The organism is Klebsiella sp. LY (assembly GCF_004010915.1).
Lineage (GTDB): Bacteria > Pseudomonadota > Gammaproteobacteria > Enterobacterales > Enterobacteriaceae > Klebsiella > Klebsiella quasipneumoniae.
Window position 1 is genome coordinate 4,108,748 of record NZ_CP022444.1, and the last position, 21,295, is coordinate 4,130,042.

Below are 21,295 nucleotides of genomic sequence, written 5' to 3' on the forward strand. Positions count from 1 at the left end.
CCGCAACAAGTGAACCCCGGCACGTGCACTCGGTGTGCGTGGTAGTTTCTACGGCGAAATAAGCATATGAATGCTTAAGGGATCACGATGCAGAACGGCGCAATGAAAGCCTGGCTGGACTCTTCTTACCTCTCTGGTTCGAACCAGAGCTGGATAGAACAGCTCTATGAAGACTTCTTAACCGATCCTGACTCTGTTGACGCCAACTGGCGTTCAATGTTCCAGCAGTTACCTGGCACCGGAGTTAAACCGGATCAATTTCATTCCAAAACGCGTGATTATTTCCGTCGACTGGCGAAGGATGCCTCACGTTACACTTCTTCGATTTCCGACCCAGACACCAATGTGAAGCAGGTTAAAGTCCTGCAGCTCATCAACGCATACCGTTTCCGTGGCCACCAGCATGCGAATCTCGATCCGCTGGGGCTGTGGAAGCAAGAGAGAGTGGCGGATCTCGATCCGGCCTACCACGATCTGACCGAGGCCGATTTCCAGGAAAGCTATAACGTAGGTTCATTTGCCATCGGTAAAGACACGATGAAGCTGGGCGAGTTGATTGCCGCCCTCAAGCAAACCTACTGCGGCTCCATCGGCGCGGAATACATGCATATCACCTCTACCGAAGAAAAACGCTGGATCCAGCAGCGCATTGAATCGGTAGCTGGCAAAGCGAGCTTTACCGCGGAAGAGAAAAAACGCTTCCTCAGCGAACTGACCGCCGCGGAAGGCCTGGAGCGCTACCTCGGCGCCAAATTCCCGGGGGCGAAGCGCTTCTCGCTGGAGGGTGGCGATGCCCTGATCCCGATGCTCAAAGAGATGATCCGCCATGCGGGCAAGAGCGGCACCCGCGAAGTGGTGCTGGGCATGGCGCACCGCGGTCGTCTCAACGTGCTGGTCAACGTGCTGGGTAAAAAACCGCAGGATCTGTTCGACGAGTTCGCCGGCAAACATAAAGAACATCTCGGTACCGGCGATGTGAAGTACCACATGGGCTTCTCATCCGATATGGAAACCGAAGGCGGTCTGGTGCACCTGGCGCTGGCGTTTAACCCGTCGCACCTCGAGATCGTCAGCCCGGTGGTTATCGGTTCCGTACGCGCCCGTCTGGATCGTCTGGACGAGCCGAGCAGCAACAAGGTTCTGCCGATCACTATCCACGGCGACGCCGCCGTCACCGGTCAGGGCGTGGTTCAGGAAACCCTGAACATGTCGAAAGCCCGCGGTTACGAAGTGGGCGGTACCGTGCGCATCGTTATCAACAACCAGGTGGGCTTCACGACCTCTAACCCGCTGGATGCGCGTTCGACCCCGTATTGCACCGACATCGGTAAAATGGTGCAGGCGCCGATTTTCCACGTCAATGCCGACGATCCGGAAGCGGTCGCGTTCGTCACTCGTCTGGCGCTGGATTTCCGCAATACCTTCAAACGCGATGTTTTCATCGATCTGGTGTGCTACCGCCGTCACGGCCATAACGAAGCCGATGAGCCGAGCGCAACTCAGCCGCTGATGTATCAGAAGATCAAAAAGCACCCGACCCCGCGCAAAATCTATGCTGACAAGCTGGAGCAGGAGAAGGTGGCGACTCTGGAAGACGCGACCGAGCAGGTTAACCTCTACCGCGATGCGCTGGATGCCGGCGAATGCGTGGTGCAGGAATGGCGTCCGATGAACATGCACTCCTTTACCTGGTCGCCGTACCTCAATCATGAGTGGGACGAGAGCTATCCGGATAAAGTGGAGCCGAAGCGTCTGAAGGAGCTGGCGAAACGCATCAGCACGGTGCCGGAAGGTATCGAAATGCAGTCCCGCGTAGCGAAAATTTACGCCGACCGCCAGGCGATGGCGGCAGGTGAGAAGCTGTTCGACTGGGGCGGCGCCGAAAACCTGGCCTACGCCACGCTGGTTGACGAAGGTATTCCGGTGCGTCTGTCCGGGGAAGACTCCGGTCGCGGCACCTTCTTCCATCGTCATGCGGTGATCCATAACCAGACCAATGGTTCAACTTACACCCCGCTGCAGCATGTCCATAACGGTCAGGGCCAGTTCCGCGTTTGGGACTCGGTGCTGTCTGAAGAAGCCGTACTGGCGTTTGAATATGGTTACGCCACCGCTGAGCCGCGCACCCTGACCATCTGGGAAGCGCAGTTTGGCGACTTCGCCAACGGCGCTCAGGTGGTGATCGACCAGTTCATCTCCTCCGGTGAGCAGAAGTGGGGCCGGATGTGCGGCCTGGTGATGCTCCTGCCGCACGGCTATGAAGGCCAGGGTCCGGAGCACTCCTCCGCGCGTCTGGAGCGTTATCTGCAGCTGTGCGCTGAGCAGAACATGCAGGTCTGCGTACCGTCCACACCGGCGCAGGTGTACCACATGCTGCGTCGTCAGGCGCTGCGCGGTATGCGTCGTCCGCTGGTGGTGATGTCGCCGAAGTCGCTGCTGCGTCATCCGCTGGCAGTCTCCAGCATGGATGAGCTGGCGAACGGCACTTTCCTGCCGGCCATCGGTGAAATCGATCAACTTGATCCGCAGGCTGTGAAGCGCGTTGTGCTGTGCTCTGGTAAGGTTTACTACGACCTGCTGGAACAGCGCCGCAAAAACGAGCAAAAAGATGTCGCTATCGTTCGTATCGAGCAGCTCTATCCGTTCCCGCATCAGGCGGTGCAGGAAGCGCTGAAAGCGTATGCGCACGTGCATGATTTTGTCTGGTGCCAGGAAGAGCCGCTCAACCAGGGCGCATGGTACTGCAGCCAGCATCACTTCCGTGAAGTGATTCCGTTTGGGGCCTCTCTGCGTTATGCAGGCCGCCCGGCCTCCGCCTCTCCGGCGGTAGGGTATATGTCCGTTCACCAGAAACAGCAACAAGATCTGGTCAATGACGCGCTGAACGTCGATTAATTAAAGGATACACAATGAGTAGCGTAGATATTCTGGTTCCCGACCTGCCTGAGTCCGTAGCTGACGCAACCGTCGCCACCTGGCACAAAAAACCGGGCGACGCGGTCGTCCGTGACGAAGTCCTGGTCGAAATCGAAACTGACAAAGTGGTACTGGAAGTACCGGCATCAGCGGACGGCATTCTGGATGCAGTGCTGGAAGACGAGGGCGCTACCGTCCTGTCTCGCCAGATCCTTGGCCGCCTGCGCGAAGGTAACAGCGCAGGTAAAGAAAGCAGCGAAAAAGCCGATGCGAAGGCGTCCACGCCGGCGCAGCGTCAGCAGGCTTCTCTGGAAGAGCAGAACAACGACGCGCTGAGCCCGGCGATCCGTCGTCTGCTGGCTGAACACAACCTCGACGCAGCGGCCATCAAAGGCACTGGCGTCGGCGGCCGTCTGACCCGCGAAGACGTTGAGAAACATCTGGCGAAAGCCCCGGCGCCGGCAGAAGCCAAAGCGCCAGCCTCCGCCGCGGCAGTCGCGCCGGCGCCGCAGCTGGGCAATCGTTCTGAAAAACGCGTCCCGATGACCCGCCTGCGTAAACGCGTGGCCGAGCGTCTGCTGGAAGCGAAAAACTCCACCGCCATGCTGACCACGTTCAACGAAGTCAACATGAAGCCAATCATGGATCTGCGTAAGCAGTACGGTGAGGCGTTCGAAAAACGTCATGGCATCCGCCTGGGCTTTATGTCCTTCTACGTGAAAGCGGTAGTGGAAGCGCTGAAACGCTATCCGGAAGTGAACGCCTCCATCGATGGCGACGACGTGGTGTACCACAACTACTTCGACGTCAGCATGGCCGTATCCACCCCGCGCGGCCTGGTCACCCCGGTTCTGCGTGACGTCGACCTGCTGGGCATGGCGGATATCGAAAAGAATATTAAAGAGCTGGCAGTGAAAGGCCGCGACGGCAAGCTGACCGTAGATGACCTGACCGGCGGTAACTTCACCATCACCAACGGCGGCGTGTTCGGCTCCCTGATGTCCACGCCGATCATCAACCCACCGCAGAGCGCCATCCTGGGTATGCATGCCATTAAAGACCGCCCGATGGCGGTGAATGGCAAGGTAGAGATCCTGCCGATGATGTACCTGGCGCTCTCCTACGATCACCGTCTGATCGACGGACGTGAGTCGGTAGGCTTCCTGGTGGCGATTAAAGAGCTGCTGGAAGATCCGACCCGTCTGCTGCTGGACGTGTAGTCAGCAAGCGTATTACCTACCGTAGGCCGGATAACACGCGTTAGCGCCGTTATCAGGCCTACAGGTTTAAAGATAATTACACCCTGAAGGATGGACTGAACACATGAACTTACATGAATATCAGGCAAAACAACTTTTTGCCCGCTATGGCTTACCGGCGCCGGTGGGTTATGCCTGTACTACTCCGCGTGAAGCAGAAGAAGCCGCTTCAAAAATCGGCGCGGGTCCGTGGGTAGTGAAATGTCAGGTTCACGCTGGTGGCCGCGGCAAAGCGGGCGGTGTGAAAGTGGTGAAGAGCAAAGAAGAGATCCGCGCATTTGCCGAGCACTGGCTGGGCAAACGTCTGGTGACCTATCAAACAGATGCGAACGGCCAGCCGGTTAACCAGATCCTGGTTGAAGCGGCGACCGATATTGACAAAGAGCTGTACCTGGGCGCGGTCGTTGACCGTAGTTCCCGTCGCGTGGTGTTCATGGCCTCTACTGAAGGCGGCGTGGAAATCGAAAAAGTGGCGGAAGAGACCCCGCACCTGATCCACAAGATCGCCATCGATCCGCTGGCTGGCCCGATGCCTTACCAGGGCCGTGAACTGGCGTTCAAACTGGGCCTGGAAGGTAAGCAGGTTCAGCAGTTCACTAAGATTTTCATGGGCCTGGCGACCATTTTCCTGGAGCGCGACCTCGCGCTGATCGAAATTAACCCGCTGGTGATCACCAAGCAGGGCGACCTGATCTGCCTGGACGGCAAACTGGGCGCTGACGGCAACGCGCTGTTCCGCCAGCCGGATCTGCGCGAAATGCGCGACCAGTCTCAGGAAGATCCGCGTGAAGCGCAGGCGGCGCAGTGGGAACTGAACTACGTCGCGCTGGACGGCAACATTGGTTGCATGGTTAACGGCGCGGGCCTGGCGATGGGTACCATGGACATCGTTAAACTGCACGGCGGCGAACCGGCTAACTTCCTCGACGTGGGCGGCGGCGCCACCAAAGAGCGCGTCACCGAAGCGTTCAAAATCATCCTCTCTGATGACAACGTGAAAGCGGTGCTGGTTAACATCTTCGGCGGTATCGTACGCTGCGACCTGATCGCTGACGGTATCATCGGTGCGGTAGCGGAAGTTGGGGTTAACGTTCCGGTGGTGGTTCGTCTGGAAGGTAACAACGCCGAACTGGGCGCGAAAAAACTGGCTGACAGCGGCCTGAATATTATTGCAGCGAAAAGTCTGACGGACGCAGCACAGCAGGTTGTTGCCGCAGTGGAGGGGAAATAATGTCAGTTTTAATTAATAAAGATACCAAGGTTATCTGCCAGGGCTTCACCGGTAGCCAGGGGACCTTCCACTCTGAACAAGCGATCGCTTACGGTACGCAAATGGTTGGCGGCGTGACGCCAGGCAAAGGCGGCACCACGCACCTGGGCCTGCCGGTGTTCAACACCGTGCGCGAAGCCGTTGAAGCGACCGGCGCTACCGCGACCGTGATCTACGTTCCGGCGCCGTTCTGCAAAGATTCCATTCTGGAAGCGATTGACGCGGGCATTAAGCTTATCATCACCATCACCGAAGGTATCCCGACCCTGGATATGCTGACTGTGAAAGTGAAACTGGACGAAGCGGGCGTGCGCATGATCGGCCCGAACTGCCCAGGCGTGATCACCCCGGGCGAATGCAAAATCGGCATCATGCCGGGTCACATTCACAAACCGGGTAAAGTGGGCATCGTTTCCCGTTCCGGTACCCTGACCTATGAAGCGGTTAAGCAGACCACCGACTACGGCTTCGGCCAGTCTACCTGCGTCGGTATCGGCGGCGACCCGATCCCGGGCTCTAACTTCATCGATATCCTGAAGCTGTTCCAGGAAGACCCGCAGACCGAAGCGATCGTCATGATCGGTGAGATCGGCGGCAGCGCGGAAGAAGAAGCGGCTGCCTACATCAAAGAGCACGTGACCAAGCCGGTTGTCGGCTACATCGCGGGCGTGACCGCGCCGAAAGGCAAGCGTATGGGCCATGCGGGCGCCATCATCGCTGGCGGTAAAGGTACTGCTGATGAGAAATTCGCAGCCCTGGAAGCAGCCGGTGTGAAAACCGTTCGCAGCCTGGCCGATATCGGCGAAGCGCTGAAAGCGATCATCAAGTAAACCCTCTCTGCTTGTCCGCAAGCAGAAATCTGTCCGATTTCGACATGGTTGGCCACCGTCAGGTGGCCTTTTTTTTGGCCGTTATCCGCTTCTCCCGAAAGCCGCTGAGCCAGCAAACCCCGCGTTTGGCGAAAACCTTATCTATCATATTGATTTTAAGAATTATTTCATAAATATTCTCGACGTGCGGTTGTCGGAAAGGAAAATATGCCCTGGCCGTACCGGAGGGAAGCAAAACAGACACTAAAAAAAGAGTGGGGGAGGGGATAAGAAAACAGGAAAAAATACTGTGAGCGGTCTAGCATTAATCGGATCGGCTCTTTTTTTTCTTTTTTTTCCTGCGGCGTTAAATAATATTACCTATGATTCTCATCTCTCCCTTTTTAGTAACCAATCAAAGTATACTTTAAACACAGTATTAACATTAAGTTTACCAATATTCTTTATTGGGCTACATAATTAACACGTAGAGTAAAAATTGATTTATATCAATACTTAATGCTTGGAAAAATCCTTCAAAAAACGTTAAATTGTCTCAAGTCAAATTGGCCTAAACTGGCCATCTTCGCTATATATTGATCACCGTCGAAAAATGTAAAACTGGAACAATAAAAACATATTTATTGTAAGGTTATTGCGGCGTAATATATTGGGGAATCAATTGGGTTTTTCGTTAACGTATTTGTAACCTTGTCCTGGCGTGGTTTCACTTTCGGTTGAAACCCGCTCCGGGCGGGCGACAAATAAAAATTTGTATTGGGGCATGCGTATGAGCCAGAGCTTCTCGGTTCATTTTCGGAGTCTTCATGCGATGAGCAAGGAGTCATGATGTTAGATATAGTCGAACTGTCGCGCTTACAGTTTGCCTTGACCGCGATGTACCACTTCCTGTTTGTGCCACTGACGCTCGGTATGGCGTTCCTGCTGGCCATTATGGAAACGGTCTACGTCCTTTCCGGCAAACAGATTTATAAAGATATGACCAAATTCTGGGGCAAGTTGTTTGGTATCAACTTCGCGCTGGGTGTGGCGACCGGTCTGACCATGGAGTTCCAGTTCGGGACTAACTGGTCGTATTACTCACACTACGTGGGGGATATCTTCGGTGCGCCGCTGGCCATTGAAGGTCTGATGGCCTTCTTCCTCGAATCCACCTTTGTAGGTCTGTTCTTCTTCGGTTGGGATCGTCTGGGTAAAGTTCAGCACATGGCCGTCACCTGGCTGGTCGCACTGGGCTCCAACCTCTCCGCGCTGTGGATCCTCGTCGCAAACGGCTGGATGCAGAACCCTATCGCATCGGACTTCAACTTTGAAACCATGCGTATGGAGATGGTTAGCTTCTCCGAACTGGTGCTCAACCCGGTTGCTCAGGTGAAATTCGTTCACACCGTGGCGTCTGGCTATGTCACCGGTGCGATGTTCATCCTGGCTATCAGCTCCTGGTACATGCTGAAAGGCCGTGACTTTGCCTTTGCTAAGCGCTCCTTCGCCATCGCAGCCAGCTTCGGTATGGCAGCGATCCTCTCCGTTATTGTGCTGGGTGACGAATCTGGTTACGAAATGGGCGACGTGCAGAAAACCAAACTGGCGGCTATCGAAGCAGAGTGGGAAACCCAGCCTGCGCCGGCGGCCTTTACCCTGTTTGGTATTCCCGATCAGAATGCGCAAACCAACCACTTCGCCATCCAGATCCCTTACGCGCTGGGCATCATTGCCACCCGCTCGGTGGATAAGCCGGTTATCGGTCTGAAGGATCTGATGGTTCAGCACGAAGAGCGTATCCGTAACGGCATGAAGGCCTATGCGCTGCTGGAGCAACTGCGCGCCGGTTCCACCGACCAGGCCGTTCGCGACCAGTTCAATAACGTGAAGAAAGATCTTGGCTATGGTCTGCTGCTGAAACGCTATACCCCGAACGTCGCTGACGCCACGGAAGAGCAGATCGCCAAAGCGACCAAAGACTCTATTCCAAGCGTCGCACCGCTGTACTTCGCCTTCCGTATCATGGTGGCGTGCGGCATCCTGATGCTGTTGATTATCGGCGCCTCCTTCTGGAGCGTGATCCGTAACCGTATCGGCGAGAAAAAATGGCTGCTGCGCGCCGCGTTCTATGGCTTGCCGCTGCCATGGATTGCCGTGGAGTCGGGCTGGTTTGTTGCCGAATACGGCCGTCAGCCGTGGGCGATTGGTGAAGTCCTGCCGACGGCGGTGGCCAACTCGTCGCTGACCGCGGGCGATCTGATCTTCTCTATGTTGCTGATCTGCGGCCTGTACACGCTGTTCCTGGTGGCTGAACTGTTCCTGATGTTCAAGTTTGCCCGCAAAGGACCTAGCAGCCTGAAAACCGGCCGCTATCACTTTGAACAGTCCTCTGCGGCTATTCAGTCGGCACGCTAAGACAGGAGTCGTCAAATGATCGATTATGAAGTATTGCGTTTTATCTGGTGGCTGCTGATTGGCATCCTGCTGATTGGCTTCGCCGTCGCCGACGGGTTCGACATGGGGGTGGGCATGCTCACCCGCTTCCTCGGCCGTAACGACACCGAGCGTCGGATTATGATCAACGCCATCGCCCCGCACTGGGACGGTAACCAGGTGTGGCTGATCACCGCCGGCGGCGCGCTGTTCGCTGCCTGGCCGATGGTCTACGCCGCGGCGTTCTCCGGTTTCTATGTGGCGATGATTCTGGTGCTGGCCTCGTTGTTCTTCCGTCCGGTCGGTTTCGACTACCGTTCCAAGATCGAGGACACCCGCTGGCGCAACATGTGGGACTGGGGCATCTTCATCGGCAGCTTCGTGCCGCCGCTGGTGATTGGCGTGGCCTTCGGCAACCTGCTGCAGGGCGTGCCGTTCCATGTCGACGAATACCTGCGTCTCTTCTATACCGGTAATTTCTTCCAGCTGCTGAACCCGTTTGGTCTGCTGGCCGGTATCGTCAGCGTGGCGATGATCCTGACCCAGGGCGCGACCTACCTGCAGATGCGTACCGTAGGCGAACTGCACCTGCGCACCCGCACCGTCTCCACGGTGGCGGCGCTGGTGACGCTGGTCTGCTTCGCGCTGGCGGGCGTGTGGGTCTACTACGGTATCGACGGCTATGTGGTGAAATCGGTGATTGACCATACCGGCCCGTCTAATCCGCTGACCAAAGAAGTGGTGCGTGAAGCTGGCGCGTGGATGGTGAACTTTAACAATATACCAGCGCTGTGGGCGATCCCTGCCCTGGGCGTGGTGCTGCCGCTGCTGACCGTCGTTTCGACCAAAGCGGATAAAGGCGCCTGGGCATTCCTGTTCTCCTCGCTGACCCTGGCCTGCATCATTCTGACTGCCGGTATCGCGATGTTCCCGTTCATCATGCCGTCCAGCACTATGCTGAACGCCAGCCTGACGATGTGGGACGCGACCTCCAGCCAGCGGACGCTGAATCTGATGACCTACGTGGCGATTGTATTCGTGCCGATCATTCTGGGCTACACCAGCTGGTGTTACTGGAAAATGTTTGGCCGCATCACGCGCGAAGACATCGAAAAGAACACCCACTCGCTGTACTAAGGTAAGGAGCTATATATGTGGTACTTCGCATGGATTTTGGGAACGCTTCTTGCCTGTGCCTTTGGGGTGATTACCGCGCTGGCGCTTGAGCACGTGGAAGCCACCAAAGCCGGGAAGAAAGAAGAAATCTGATGAAATTTATCGCTACTCTGTACGCGATAATGGACAAGCGCCCGCTCCGGGCGCTTTCCTTATTGATGGCGCTGCTGCTGGCAGGCTGCATCTTCTGGGATCCGTCGCGCTTTGCCGCGAAGACCAGCGAGCTGGAAATCTGGCATGGTTTCTTGCTGATGTGGGCAGTTTGCAGCGGCGTTATTCACGGCGTGGGCTTCCGCCCGCGTGCCGTTCACTGGCAGGGGATTTTTTGTCCGCTTATCGCTGATATCGTGCTCGCTTTAGGTCTCTTCTTTTTCTTCTTTTGAATAAGAGATCTCTGTTAATGCTATGGGCTTGCATAAGCCCATAAAAATTTACGCCCCGTTTACTTTCCCCCATTCCAAACCACCTTTCCCGCGCGTATAGTAGCGAAGTTTGAAAGCTCTAACCTTTTTTTGCATTACCGGGATGTAAAGTGAATACAACGCTGTTTCGATGGCCGGTTCGGGTCTACTACGAAGATACCGACGCCGGTGGTGTGGTTTACCACGCCAGTTACGTCGCTTTTTATGAAAGAGCACGCACAGAGATGCTGCGCCACCATCACTTTAGTCAACAGGTTCTGTTGGCTGAACGCGTTGCCTTCGTGGTTCGCAAAATGACGCTGGAGTATTTTGCCCCCGCCAGACTCGACGACATGCTCGAAGTCCAGACGGAAATTACCTCGATGCGCGGCACCTCTTTGGTTTTCACGCAGCGAATCGTCAACGCCGAGAATACAGTGTTAAACGAAGCTGAGGTTCTCATTGTGTGCGTTGATCCACTCTTAATGAAGCCACGTGCGCTTCCCAAGTCTATTGTCGCGGAGTTTAAGCAGTGACTGACATGAATATCCTTGATTTGTTCCTGAAGGCGAGCCTTCTGGTTAAACTTATCATGTTGATTTTGATTGGTTTTTCTATCGCTTCCTGGGCTATCATTATTCAGAGAACGCGTATCCTTAACTCGGCCGCGCGCGAAGCTGAAGCGTTCGAGGACAAATTCTGGTCCGGGATTGAACTGTCCCGTTTGTATCAGGAAAGCCAGGGGCGTCGCGATAATCTGACCGGTTCGGAGCAGATCTTCTACAGCGGCTTCAAAGAGTTTGCGCGCTTGCATCGGGCCAACAGCCATGCGCCGGAGGCGATCGTCGAAGGGGCATCGCGCGCGATGCGTATTTCGATGAACCGCGAGCTGGAAACGCTGGAGACCCATATTCCGTTCCTCGGCACCGTAGGCTCCATCAGCCCGTATATCGGTCTGTTCGGTACCGTTTGGGGGATCATGCACGCCTTTATCGCTCTTGGCGCGGTGAAGCAGGCCACCCTGCAGATGGTGGCGCCGGGTATCGCCGAAGCGCTGATCGCCACTGCGATCGGTCTGTTCGCTGCTATCCCGGCGGTCATGGCGTATAACCGCCTGAACCAGCGCGTGAACAAGCTTGAACTGAATTACGACAACTTCATGGAAGAGTTCACCGCCATTCTGCACCGTCAGGCTTTTACCACCAGCGAAAGCAATAAGGGGTAAGCCATGGCCAGAGCACGTGGACGCGGACGTCGCGAACTGAAGTCCGAGATCAACATCGTTCCGCTGCTGGATGTCCTGCTGGTGCTGTTGCTGATCTTTATGGCAACGGCGCCGATCATTACGCAGAGCGTGGAAGTCGATCTGCCGGACGCCACGGAATCGCAAGCGGTGAAAAGCAATGACGATCCGCCGGTGATTGTGGAAGTCTCCGGGGTAGGGCAGTACAGCGTGAAAGTGGGGCAGGAGACGCTGTCCCAGCTGCCGCCGGAGCAGGTGATTGCCGAAGCGAAGCGTCGTCTTGAAGCCAATGAGAAAACGGTATTCCTGATCGGCGGTGCGAAAGACGTCCCTTACGATGAAATTATTAAAGCGCTGAACCTGTTGCATAGTGCAGGGGTTAAATCGGTCGGCTTGATGACCAAACCTATTTAATCGCTTCAGGTAGGTGCGTCCGCGCGGCGTTCGGCGGCGAGTATCGCTCGCCGTCGGTGCGCATCGCGGGTACAGGCGAACAGTTTTTGGGAACCGATAGTGTCAAAGGCAACCGAACAAAACGACAAGCTTAAACGAGCGATCATCATTTCAGTCGCGCTGCACATCATACTGATCGCGCTGCTGATCTGGAGTTCGTTTGACGAGCATCTTGATGCCTCTGCCGGCGGCGGCGGGGGATCGTCGATTGATGCCGTCATGGTCGATCCGGGGGCGGTGGTAAATAACTATAACCGTCAGCAACAGCAGCAGGCCAGCGCACGTCGCGCCGCTGAACAGCGCGAAAAACAGGCGCAGCAGCAGGCGGAAGAGTTACGTGAGAAGCAGGCGGCGGAACAGGAACGGCTGAAACAGCTCGAACAGGAGCGGCTGCAGGCGCAGGAAGCGGCGAAAGAAGCGAAGGAACAACAGAAGCAGGCTGAGGAAGCCGCAGCCAAGGCTGCCGCGGCGGCGAAAGCCAAAGCGGATGCGCAGGCTAAAGAAGCGCAGGAAGCAGCGGCCAAAGCGGCCGCCGAGGCGAAAGCGAAGGCGGATGCCCAGGCGAAAGCGGCTGAACTGGCGGCAGCGAAAGCGGCTGCTGACGCGAAGAAACAGGCCGAAGCCGCCGCCGCGAAAGCAGCGGCCGATGCGAAGAAACAGGCGGAAGCCGAAGCGGCGAAAGCCGCGGCAGAGGCGCAGAAGAAAGCAGAAGCGGCAGCGGCGAAGAAAGCGCAACAGGAAGCGGAGAAGAAGGCCCAGCAGGAAGCGGCTAAACAGGCAGCGGCTGAAAAAGCGGCTGCAGAAAAAGCCGCCGAAAAAGCAGCTGAGAAAGCGGCCGCGCAAAAAGCGGCCGCGGAGAAGGCCGCCGCCGAGAAAGCCGCCGCAGCTGAAAAAGCAGCGGCAGCCAAAGCGGCAGCTGCTGAGAAGGCGGCGGCTGATAAAGCGGCCAAAGCGGCAGCAGCAAAAGCCGCGGCAGCGAAGAAAGCGGCTGCAGCGAAAGAAGCGGACGGCGTTGACGACCTGCTCGGCGATCTGAGCTCTGGTAAGAATGCGCCGAAAGGTAGCACCAGCGGTAGCACAGGTGGCTCTTCACCTGCTAAAGGAAGTAAACCGGGGCAGGGCGGTGCATCTCAGGCGGAGATTGCCAGCTATATTTCGCAGGTGCAGGCCGCGATTAAAGGACATCTCTATGACTGGGATACGTACAAGGGTAAAGTATGTACGTTGCGCGTAAACCTGGCTCAGGATGGAACGTTGTTGAGTGTGAAATCGGAAGGCGGCGATCCGGCTTTCTGCCAGCAAATGCTGGCGGCTACCAGTCGGATGAGCAAATTCCCTAAACCGCCGTCGCAGGCTGTTTATGAAACGTTCAAAAATGCGCCACTGGACTTCAAACCTTAAGCGCTTTTTCTCCCCGCGTTAGCGGGGGGAAAGAAAATAGGGCGGTCATGGGTTTTGGTAGTTTTGTGTATTTGAGTTTGTTAACATTCTGCTAAATTATCGTGGGCTTTCCGCCCGGATAAGGGAGATATGATGAAGCAGGCATTACGAGTAGCATTTGGTTTTTTAATGCTGTGGGCGGCGGTGCTGCACGCAGAAGTACGTATCGAGATCACCCAGGGGGTGGACTCGGCGCGCCCCATCGGCGTGGTACCGTTCCAGTGGGCCGGCCAGGGCGCTGCGCCGGAAGATGTTGGCGGTATCGTGGCAGCTGACCTGCGCAACAGCGGTAAATTCAACCCGCTGGATCGCTCGCGTCTGCCGCAGCAGCCGACCAGTCCCCAGGAAGTGCAGCCTGCAGCCTGGTCTGCGCTGGGTATTGACGCCGTGGTCGTCGGTCAGGTGACGTCAAACCCGGATGGTTCTTATCAGGTCGCGTATCAGCTGGTGGATACCGGCGGTGCGCCGGGCACAACGCTGGCGCAAGGCTCTTTCAAAGTCACTAAGCAGTACCTGCGCTATGCAGCGCACACTGCCAGCGATGCGGTATTTGAAAAGCTGACTGGTATTAAAGGCGCCTTCCGTACCCGTATCGCCTACGTGGTGCAGACCAACGGCGGTCAGTTCCCGTATGAGCTGCGTGTCTCCGATTATGATGGCTACAACCAGTTCGTGGTTCACCGCTCCTCCCAGCCGCTGATGTCCCCGGCCTGGTCTCCGGACGGTTCAAAACTGGCTTACGTAACCTTCGAAAGCGGTCGTTCTGCGCTGGTGGTGCAGACCCTGGCGAACGGCGCAGTGCGTCAGATTGCCTCCTTCCCGCAGCACAACGGCGCGCCGGCGTTCTCGCCGGATGGCTCTAAACTGGCTTTCGCGCTGTCGAAAACCGGTAGCCTGAACCTGTACGTGATGGATCTGGGCTCGGGTCAGATTCGTCAGGTGACCAACGGTCGCAGCAACAACACCGAACCAAGCTGGTTCCCGGACAGCCAGAACCTGGCCTTCACCTCTGATCAGGCAGGTCGTCCGCAGGTGTATAAAGTCAATATTAATGGCGGCACGCCGCAGCGTATCACCTGGGAAGGTTCGCAGAACCAGGACGCTGACGTGAGCGCGGATGGTAAAACGATGGTAATGGTCAGCTCGGCCGGCGGCCAGCAGCACATTGCCAAACAAGATCTGGAAGCGGGTGGTGTACAGGTTCTGTCATCAACGTTTTTAGACGAAACGCCAAGTCTGGCACCTAACGGCACTATGGTAATCTACAGCTCTTCTCAGGGGATGGGATCCGTGCTGAATCTGGTTTCTACAGATGGGCGTTTCAAAGCGCGTCTTCCGGCAACTGATGGACAGGTAAAATCACCTGCCTGGTCGCCGTATCTGTGATAATAAATAATTGATTATTAAAGGAATCAAAGAAATGCAACTGAACAAAGTGCTGAAAGGGCTGATGATCGCTCTGCCGGTTATGGCAATCGCGGCATGTTCTTCTAACAAGAACGCCAGCAACGACCAGAGCGGTGAAGGCATGCTGGGTGCCGGCACTGGTATGGACGCTAACGGTAACGGCGGCAACATGTCTTCTGAAGAGCAAGCTCGTCTGCAGATGCAGCAGCTGCAGCAGAACAACATCGTTTACTTCGATCTGGACAAGTACGATATCCGTTCTGACTTCGCTGCCATGCTGGACGCGCACGCTAACTTCCTGCGCAGCAACCCGTCCTACAAAGTGACTGTAGAAGGTCACGCGGATGAGCGCGGTACGCCGGAATACAACATCGCGCTGGGTGAGCGTCGTGCTAACGCCGTTAAGATGTATCTGCAGGGCAAAGGTGTTTCTGCCGATCAGATCTCCATCGTTTCTTACGGTAAAGAAAAACCAGCAGTACTGGGTCATGACGAAGCGGCATATGCCAAAAACCGTCGCGCCGTACTGGTTTACTAAGAGAATTGCATGAGCAGTAACTTCAGACATCATTTATTGAGTCTGTCGTTACTGGTTGGCATAGCGGCCCCCTGGGCCGCTTTTGCTCAGGCGCCAATCAGTAGTGTCGGCTCAGGCTCGGTCGAAGACCGTGTCACTCAACTTGAGCGTATTTCCAATGCTCACAGCCAGCTTTTAACCCAACTCCAGCAACAACTCTCTGATAACCAGACTGACATTGATTCTCTCCGTGGTCAGATCCAGGAGAACCAGTATCAGCTGAATCAGATCGTTGAGCGTCAAAAGCAGATTCTGCTGCAGATTGACGGGCTGACGAGCGGGGGTGGCGCAGCAGCGGCTGGCGCCCAGACGTCGTCTTCCGGCGATCAGAGCGCGGCTGCTACCAGCGCAGCGCCAGCGGCCTCTTCAGGCGCTCCGGCGATGACCGGCGATGCGAACACCGATTACAATGCGGCCATTGCCCTGGTGAAGGATGCTTCACGCCAGGATGACGCCATGGCGGCGTTCCAGAACTTCGTTAAAAAGTACCCGGATTCGACTTATCAGCCGAACGCCAACTATTGGCTCGGACAGTTGAACTACAATAAGGGGAAAAAAGACGATGCGGCGTTTTACTTCGCCTCGGTGGTGAAGAACTACCCGAAATCGCCAAAAGCGCCAGACGCCATGTTTAAGGTCGGCGTGATCATGCAGGACAAAGGTGATACCGCGAAAGCGAAAGCGGTTTACCAGCAGGTGATCAACAAATTCCCCGGCACCGACGGTGCGAAACAAGCGCAAAAACGACTTAATGCCCTTGGTTGATTACGGCATGACCAGAAATCGCATCATTTCTGGTCTTGTCGCCTGAATCGCCAGCAGTTAAGTGATCTTTATCGAAATTTTAGTTGCGCTGAATTCTGAAATCAGTAATATATGCCGCCGTTGCCAAGGGATATCAAACAAGCCCAAAGCGACGCCAGAGTGGGTCGTTAGCTCAGTTGGTAGAGCAGTTGACTTTTAATCAATTGGTCGCAGGTTCGAATCCTGCACGACCCACCAATCGTTCTGGTGGAACGCGATAGTAAAACGTGAAGGATAACGTTGCGACAGCAACGGCCCATAGGGCGAGGCAAAGCCGAGTCATCCTGCACGACCCACCAATTAGCAGTATCCAGCGTAGTATCGGGTGATTAGCTCAGCTGGGAGAGCACCTCCCTTACAAGGAGGGGGTCGGCGGTTCGATCCCGTCATCACCCACCACCGGGTCGTTAGCTCAGTTGGTAGAGCAGTTGACTTTTAATCAATTGGTCGCAGGTTCGAATCCTGCACGACCCACCATTATAATGATGGGGTCGGTGGAGGCAGTATCAGTAGTATCCAGCGCAGTTTCGGGTGATTAGCTCAGCTGGGAGAGCACCTCCCTTACAAGGAGGGGGTCGGCGGTTCGATCCCGTCATCACCCACCACTCGGGTCGTTAGCTCAGTTGGTAGAGCAGTTGACTTTTAATCAATTGGTCGCAGGTTCGAATCCTGCACGACCCACCAATTTCAGCATTTAACTCAGATGTTGAACGTGAAGGATAACGTTGCGTCAGCAACGGCCCGTAGGGCGAGGTGAAGCCGAGTCATCCTGCACGACCCACCAATTTTAATATTGGTGTCGAGTGAAATTATTCAGGTAGTACCAGAGCGGGTCGTTAGCTCAGTTGGTAGAGCAGTTGACTTTTAATCAATTGGTCGCAGGTTCGAATCCTGCACGACCCACCAATCTTTAATGATGGTAACTGGTAGAAAAGTGAAGGATAACGTTGCGTCAGCAACGGCGCCGAAGGGCGAGGCGAAGCCGAGTCATCCTGCACGACCCACCATCCTGAATGATTACAGTAGCAAAATCCCGCGAGGGGTCGTTAGCTCAGTTGGTAGAGCAGTTGACTTTTAATCAATTGGTCGCAGGTTCGAATCCTGCACGACCCACCAATGTAAAAAGGCGCCCTAAAGGCGCCTTTTTGCTATGCGTTGAACTCAACGATTCGAACCTGCGGCAGGTTCGGGTCTCACGTAGTGAGACAACGGAGCCGCTTGCGGCGACGGCCCGAAGGGCGAGGCGAAGCCGAGTCATCCTGCACGACCCACCAATGTAAAAAGGCGCCCTAAAGGCGCCTTTTTGCTATGCGTCATTCTCCACAATCCTACTTCAGCATGACCCCCTGCCGCCGCTTACCGTGACGCCATAAGGCACGAACCGGTAGCCCGGGAAGATGCGTAGCATCGTCCCCGGGGAATAGGTGCTCATGTACAAAATTCATCACGACTTTTTGCTCGTAATCCGCTATCTTGTTTAGCATATAAAACACCATGACCGTGTTAAGGCGCAGACAGGCCATAGTGACGGTCTTAGAGTTAAGCCAGTAAAACGAGATTGCATGATGAGCGTAATGTTTGATCCTGAAACGGCGATTTATCCCTTCCCACCGAAACCGCAGCCGCTGACCGTCGACGAAAAGCAGTTTTACCGCGAGAAAATCAAGCGTCTGCTGCGCGAGCGCGATGCCGTGATGGTGGCGCATTACTACACCGATCCTGAAATTCAACAACTGGCGGAAGAGACCGGCGGCTGTATAGCCGACTCGCTGGAGATGGCGCGCTTTGGCGCCCGCCATTCGGCCTCCACGCTGCTGGTCGCCGGGGTGCGTTTTATGGGGGAAACCGCCAAAATCCTTAGCCCGGAAAAGACCATTCTGATGCCGACCCTGAACGCCGAGTGTTCGCTGGATCTGGGCTGTCCGATTGAGGAATTCAACGCCTTCTGCGACGCCCATCCCGATCGCACCGTGGTAGTCTATGCCAATACGTCCGCCGCGGTGAAGGCTCGCGCCGACTGGGTGGTGACCTCCAGCATCGCCGTGGAACTCATTGACCATCTGGATAGTCTTGGTCAAAAGATCCTCTGGGCGCCGGACCGCCATCTTGGCCGCTATGTTCAGCGTCAGACCGGCGCAGACGTGATCTGCTGGCAGGGGGCGTGCATCGTGCACGATGAGTTTAAAACCCAGGCACTGACGCGTATGAAGGCCCTCTATCCTGAAGCTGCTGTACTGGTCCATCCCGAGTCGCCGCAGGCAATCGTCGAGATGGCCGATGCCGTAGGTTCCACCAGTCAGCTGATCGCGGCGGCGAAAAGCCTGCCCCAGCGCCAGCTGATCGTGGCGACCGATCGCGGTATCTTTTATAAAATGCAGCAGGCGGTGCCGGAGAAAACGCTGCTGGAAGCGCCCACCGCTGGTGAAGGGGCGACCTGCCGCAGCTGCGCGCATTGTCCGTGGATGGCGATGAACGGCCTGAAAGCCATTGCCGAGGGGCTCGAGCAGGGCGGCGCTGAACATGAAATCCACGTCGACGAAGCGCTGCGGACCGGCGCATTAATTCCCCTTAACCGGATGCTGGATTTTGCGGCTACACTACGGGGATAACCTATTGCCGCGTCATCTGACGCTGAGAGGATAAAATGGATTTTTTTAGCACGCAGAATATTTTAGTACATATACCCATCGGCGCCGGGGGGTACGATCTCTCCTGGATAGAGGCCGTGGGGACCATCGCCGGGCTGCTGTGTATCTGGCTGGCGAGCCTGGAGAAGATCAGCAACTATGCATTCGGTCTGGTCAACGTCACGCTGTTCGCCATCATCTTCTTTCAGATCCAGCTGTACGCCAGCCTGTTGCTGCAGCTGTTCTTCTTTGCCGCTAACGTTTATGGCTGGTATGCCTGGTCGCGGCAAAGCAGCAATCATGAGGCTGAGCTGCAGATCCGCTGGCTACCGCGCAGTAAAGCCCTGGGCTGGCTGGCGGCCTGCGTGGTGGCGATCGGCTTGCTGACCCTGTTTATCAATCCGTTTTTTGCCTTCCTGACGCGAATCGCGGTCAGCCTGATGCAAGCGCTTGGTTTGCAGGTCACGATGCCGGAACTGCAGCCGGATGCCTTCCCGTTCTGGGACTCCTGTATGACGGTGCTGTCGGTAGTGGCGATGATCTTAATGACCCGCAAATACGTTGAGAACTGGCTGCTGTGGGTCATCGTCAACGTCATAAGCGTGGTGATTTTTGCCCGTCAGGGCGTCTATGCTATGTCGCTGGAATATCTCTTGCTGACGTTCATTGCGCTGAACGGCAGCCGAATGTGGATAAACAGCGCGCGTGAGCGAGGTTCTCACGCGTTTTCTGGCTAATGATGGTGGTGATGATCGTACCCGGCGTGCATCGTGTTGAGATGGCACTCCGGGCCGCTGCAGGGCTGGTACTCCATCTGCACCGTGGCATGCTCAATTTCATATTTATGTTCCAGGAAATGCAGGATGCGGTTGAGTAACGCATCATGATCGTGCGGCGGGACCACCTGCACATGCAGCGTCATCACCGGTTTTTCCCCCACCAGCCAGACGTGAACGTGGTGAACATCGCGCACCTCCGGGATAGAGCGGCGGATATCCCGCTGTAGGGCCGCCACATCCAGCGAACGCGGTGCGCCTTCCAGCAGCTCATTCAGACTCTCCTTCAGCAGCCGCCATGCGCTACGTAGCACCAGGCAGGAAACCAGCACGGAAAGGATCGGATCGACAGGCGTCCAGCCGGTGGTGAGGATCACCACGGCGGCCACAATCGCGCCAACCGAACCCAGCAGATCGCCGAGCACGTGTAGCGCCGCGGCGCGCACGTTGAGATTCCGCTCTTCGCTGCCACGATGTAGGATCCAAAACGCCAGCACGTTGGCTAGCAGACCGGCGACTGCAATGACCATCATCGTCACCCCGGCAACCGGCTGCGGATGCTGGAAGCGCTGAATGGCCTCCCAGACAATCAGCATGGTGATCACCACCAGAGCAATGGCATTGAGAAACGCCGCCAGGGTGGTCAAACGCAGCCAGCCAAAAGTATGGCGGGCGTTCGGGGGACGGCTGGCGAAGCGAACCGCCAGCAGCGCAAACAGCAGGGCGGCGGAGTCGGTGAGCATATGGCCGGCATCCGCCAGCAGGGCCAGCGAGCCGGAGATCGCGCCGCCGATGGCTTCTATCAGCATAAAACCGGCGGTGACGATGAACGCCCAAAGTAGCCGGCGAGCGTTGCCGTTATCCGGAGCCTGGGCAGGGGAGTGCGAATGCGAATGCGCCATGGTGTCGTCCCTTGATAGTTATCATTATCACGCTATGACAGCATAAACAGAGAACGATAACAAACAGAGAAAAGGCGAGCCCAGCTCGCCTTTTCTCTGTTTGCACTCACCGCATCAATTACTGGGTGGTGCCGTCGGTTTTGCTGTTGTCATGGTTCATGCTGTCGCCGTTGTCCAGTTTCTTACCGGTATCCGGACAGCGGCCGTCTTTACACATCGAGTTTTTATGTACCTCATCGCTCGACATATTGTCCTGGCTCATCGTCGAGCCGTCAGGATGAAGCATGGTGCCGCCAGAGCCAGAGTTAATTTGGCTATTATCCACGTTATTCGGCGCCACGTTTTCACGGGCATCCGGCGCCACCTGGCCGGCATCAGCGGAAGAGTTGGCCTGGCCATTGTTGGACTGGGCGCCGGTGTCTGCCGCCAGGGCCGCGCCGCTGGCAAGACTTAAGGTGGCGGTGAGCAAAAGGGTCGTCAGTTTTTTCATGTTCATCGGATACTCCTGTTGGGTCGGGAAGCGGTAAAAAACGCCTCCAGCGGTAAGTGTGCCAGGGATCTGACTCGCTATGGTTTAAGACTCCGCAGACGATCGCAGTGTCACTATATAATCCTGAAACGTAAGACTTAATTAGCTTTAACAGTTAAATATTGTAGTTCATGAGCCTGGGTTCGCTACTTTATGGCGTATTTTTGCCTATTTCCAGGATTATTCCATCACTACTGTAAAATCACGTTTACACTATTTCAGCGAAGAGATAGATTGGAGGGATTGCATTTCATTGAATAAGTATGGCAA

The 21,295-nt window shown here is 55.9% G+C and carries 19 protein-coding genes, 7 tRNA genes, 1 other RNA gene and 1 pseudogene; 25 read left to right on the forward strand and 3 right to left on the reverse strand.

Translation table 11 applies throughout. The features are described 5' to 3' along the window. Positions 1 to 87: 87 nt before the first annotated feature. The 23 genes from sucA (at position 88) to CE636_RS23205 (ending at position 17,465) form a co-directional block, all read left to right on the forward strand. Positions 88 to 2,895 carry a 2-oxoglutarate dehydrogenase E1 component gene (gene sucA, locus CE636_RS23090; RefSeq protein WP_017901411.1) on the forward strand — a complete coding sequence of 936 codons (2,808 nt, stop codon included), beginning with the start codon at positions 88 to 90 and terminating at the stop codon, positions 2,893 to 2,895. 14 nt (positions 2,896 to 2,909) lie between these two features. Then, positions 2,910 to 4,136: a 2-oxoglutarate dehydrogenase complex dihydrolipoyllysine-residue succinyltransferase gene (odhB, locus tag CE636_RS23095; protein WP_004885986.1), complete on the forward strand. Its 1,227-nt coding sequence runs from the start codon at positions 2,910 to 2,912 to the stop codon at positions 4,134 to 4,136. Positions 4,137 to 4,239: 103 nt separating this feature from the next. Next, positions 4,240 to 5,406, forward strand: a complete 1,167-nt coding sequence (sucC, locus tag CE636_RS23105; protein WP_002895039.1) for an ADP-forming succinate--CoA ligase subunit beta — start codon at positions 4,240 to 4,242, stop codon at positions 5,404 to 5,406. Further along, positions 5,406 to 6,275 carry a succinate--CoA ligase subunit alpha gene (gene sucD / locus CE636_RS23110; protein ID WP_004885990.1) on the forward strand — a complete coding sequence of 290 codons (870 nt, stop codon included), beginning with the start codon at positions 5,406 to 5,408 and terminating at the stop codon, positions 6,273 to 6,275. The genes sucC and sucD overlap by 1 nt, the downstream gene beginning before the upstream one ends. 828 nt (positions 6,276 to 7,103) lie before the next feature. Next, positions 7,104 to 8,672: a cytochrome ubiquinol oxidase subunit I gene (gene cydA, locus CE636_RS23115; protein ID WP_002895047.1), complete on the forward strand. Its 1,569-nt coding sequence runs from the start codon at positions 7,104 to 7,106 to the stop codon at positions 8,670 to 8,672. A 15-nt stretch (positions 8,673 to 8,687) separates the two neighbouring features. Beyond that, the gene (gene cydB / locus CE636_RS23120) at positions 8,688 to 9,827 is read left to right on the forward strand and encodes a cytochrome d ubiquinol oxidase subunit II (protein ID WP_017901410.1); all 1,140 of its coding nucleotides are present in this window, start codon (positions 8,688 to 8,690) and stop codon (positions 9,825 to 9,827) included. A gap of 15 nt (positions 9,828 to 9,842) precedes the next feature. Continuing rightward, positions 9,843 to 9,959 (forward strand): cytochrome bd-I oxidase subunit CydX, encoded by a 117-nt coding sequence (gene cydX / locus CE636_RS23125; RefSeq protein WP_002895051.1) that lies wholly within the window; start codon positions 9,843 to 9,845, stop codon positions 9,957 to 9,959. After that, positions 9,959 to 10,249, forward strand: a complete 291-nt coding sequence (gene ybgE, locus CE636_RS23130) for a cyd operon protein YbgE (protein ID WP_002895053.1) — start codon at positions 9,959 to 9,961, stop codon at positions 10,247 to 10,249. Before cydX ends, ybgE begins: the two co-directional genes overlap by 1 nt. 149 nt (positions 10,250 to 10,398) lie before the next feature. Beyond that, entirely contained in the window at positions 10,399 to 10,803 is a 405-nt protein-coding gene (ybgC, locus tag CE636_RS23135) for a tol-pal system-associated acyl-CoA thioesterase (protein WP_002895056.1), read from the forward strand. Beyond that, complete coding sequence (gene tolQ, locus CE636_RS23140; RefSeq protein ID WP_004152221.1) at positions 10,800 to 11,492, forward strand: Tol-Pal system protein TolQ; 693 nt, start codon at positions 10,800 to 10,802, stop codon at positions 11,490 to 11,492. Before ybgC ends, tolQ begins: the two co-directional genes overlap by 4 nt. A 3-nt stretch (positions 11,493 to 11,495) precedes the next feature. Continuing rightward, on the forward strand, positions 11,496 to 11,924 hold the full coding sequence (tolR, locus tag CE636_RS23145) for a colicin uptake protein TolR (RefSeq protein ID WP_002895061.1): 429 nt from the start codon (positions 11,496 to 11,498) through the stop codon (positions 11,922 to 11,924). A gap of 99 nt (positions 11,925 to 12,023) precedes the next feature. Continuing rightward, complete coding sequence (gene tolA, locus CE636_RS23150; RefSeq protein ID WP_004885996.1) at positions 12,024 to 13,364, forward strand: cell envelope integrity protein TolA; 1,341 nt, start codon at positions 12,024 to 12,026, stop codon at positions 13,362 to 13,364. A 132-nt stretch (positions 13,365 to 13,496) separates the two neighbouring features. After that, positions 13,497 to 14,789: a Tol-Pal system beta propeller repeat protein TolB gene (gene tolB, locus CE636_RS23155; protein WP_004885999.1), complete on the forward strand. Its 1,293-nt coding sequence runs from the start codon at positions 13,497 to 13,499 to the stop codon at positions 14,787 to 14,789. Positions 14,790 to 14,823: 34 nt separating this feature from the next. Next, complete coding sequence (gene pal, locus CE636_RS23160; protein ID WP_002895068.1) at positions 14,824 to 15,348, forward strand: peptidoglycan-associated lipoprotein Pal; 525 nt, start codon at positions 14,824 to 14,826, stop codon at positions 15,346 to 15,348. Between the two features lie 9 nt (positions 15,349 to 15,357). Continuing rightward, entirely contained in the window at positions 15,358 to 16,152 is a 795-nt protein-coding gene (cpoB, locus tag CE636_RS23165; RefSeq protein WP_004886003.1) for a cell division protein CpoB, read from the forward strand. 161 nt (positions 16,153 to 16,313) lie between these two features. Beyond that, positions 16,314 to 16,389 (forward strand) — tRNA-Lys (locus tag CE636_RS23170). 125 nt (positions 16,390 to 16,514) lie between these two features. Then, a tRNA-Val gene (locus CE636_RS23175) sits at positions 16,515 to 16,590 on the forward strand. Between the two features lie 2 nt (positions 16,591 to 16,592). Then, positions 16,593 to 16,668, forward strand: a tRNA-Lys gene (locus CE636_RS23180). 52 nt (positions 16,669 to 16,720) lie between these two features. Then, a tRNA-Val gene (locus CE636_RS23185) sits at positions 16,721 to 16,796 on the forward strand. Positions 16,797 to 16,799: 3 nt separating this feature from the next. Continuing rightward, positions 16,800 to 16,875 (forward strand) — tRNA-Lys (locus tag CE636_RS23190). A gap of 146 nt (positions 16,876 to 17,021) precedes the next feature. Continuing rightward, positions 17,022 to 17,097, forward strand: a tRNA-Lys gene (locus CE636_RS23195). Between the two features lie 134 nt (positions 17,098 to 17,231). After that, positions 17,232 to 17,307, forward strand: a tRNA-Lys gene (locus CE636_RS23200). A gap of 36 nt (positions 17,308 to 17,343) precedes the next feature. Continuing rightward, positions 17,344 to 17,465, forward strand: a non-coding RNA gene (locus tag CE636_RS23205) — RtT sRNA. Positions 17,466 to 17,524: 59 nt separating this feature from the next. On the opposite strand, the pseudogene CE636_RS29435 reads toward CE636_RS23205, so the two are convergent. After that, a pseudogene (locus tag CE636_RS29435) lies at positions 17,525 to 17,687 on the reverse strand (hypothetical protein). A 69-nt stretch (positions 17,688 to 17,756) separates the two neighbouring features. Here CE636_RS29435 and nadA point away from each other — a divergent pair. Beyond that, positions 17,757 to 18,800: a quinolinate synthase NadA gene (gene nadA, locus CE636_RS23210; protein WP_017899604.1), complete on the forward strand. Its 1,044-nt coding sequence runs from the start codon at positions 17,757 to 17,759 to the stop codon at positions 18,798 to 18,800. A 35-nt stretch (positions 18,801 to 18,835) separates the two neighbouring features. After that, the gene (pnuC, locus tag CE636_RS23215; protein ID WP_004151689.1) at positions 18,836 to 19,555 is read left to right on the forward strand and encodes a nicotinamide riboside transporter PnuC; all 720 of its coding nucleotides are present in this window, start codon (positions 18,836 to 18,838) and stop codon (positions 19,553 to 19,555) included. On the opposite strand, the gene zitB is transcribed toward pnuC, so the two are convergent. Next, positions 19,552 to 20,496: a CDF family zinc transporter ZitB gene (gene zitB / locus CE636_RS23220; RefSeq protein ID WP_017899605.1), complete on the reverse strand. Its 945-nt coding sequence runs from the start codon at positions 20,494 to 20,496 to the stop codon at positions 19,552 to 19,554. The genes pnuC and zitB overlap by 4 nt on opposite strands. Before the next feature lie 118 nt (positions 20,497 to 20,614). Continuing rightward, a complete protein-coding gene (locus CE636_RS23225) occupies positions 20,615 to 20,992 on the reverse strand; it encodes a YbgS-like family protein (protein WP_017899606.1) in 378 nt (125 codons plus the stop codon). Positions 20,993 to 21,295: the final 303 nt, after the last annotated feature.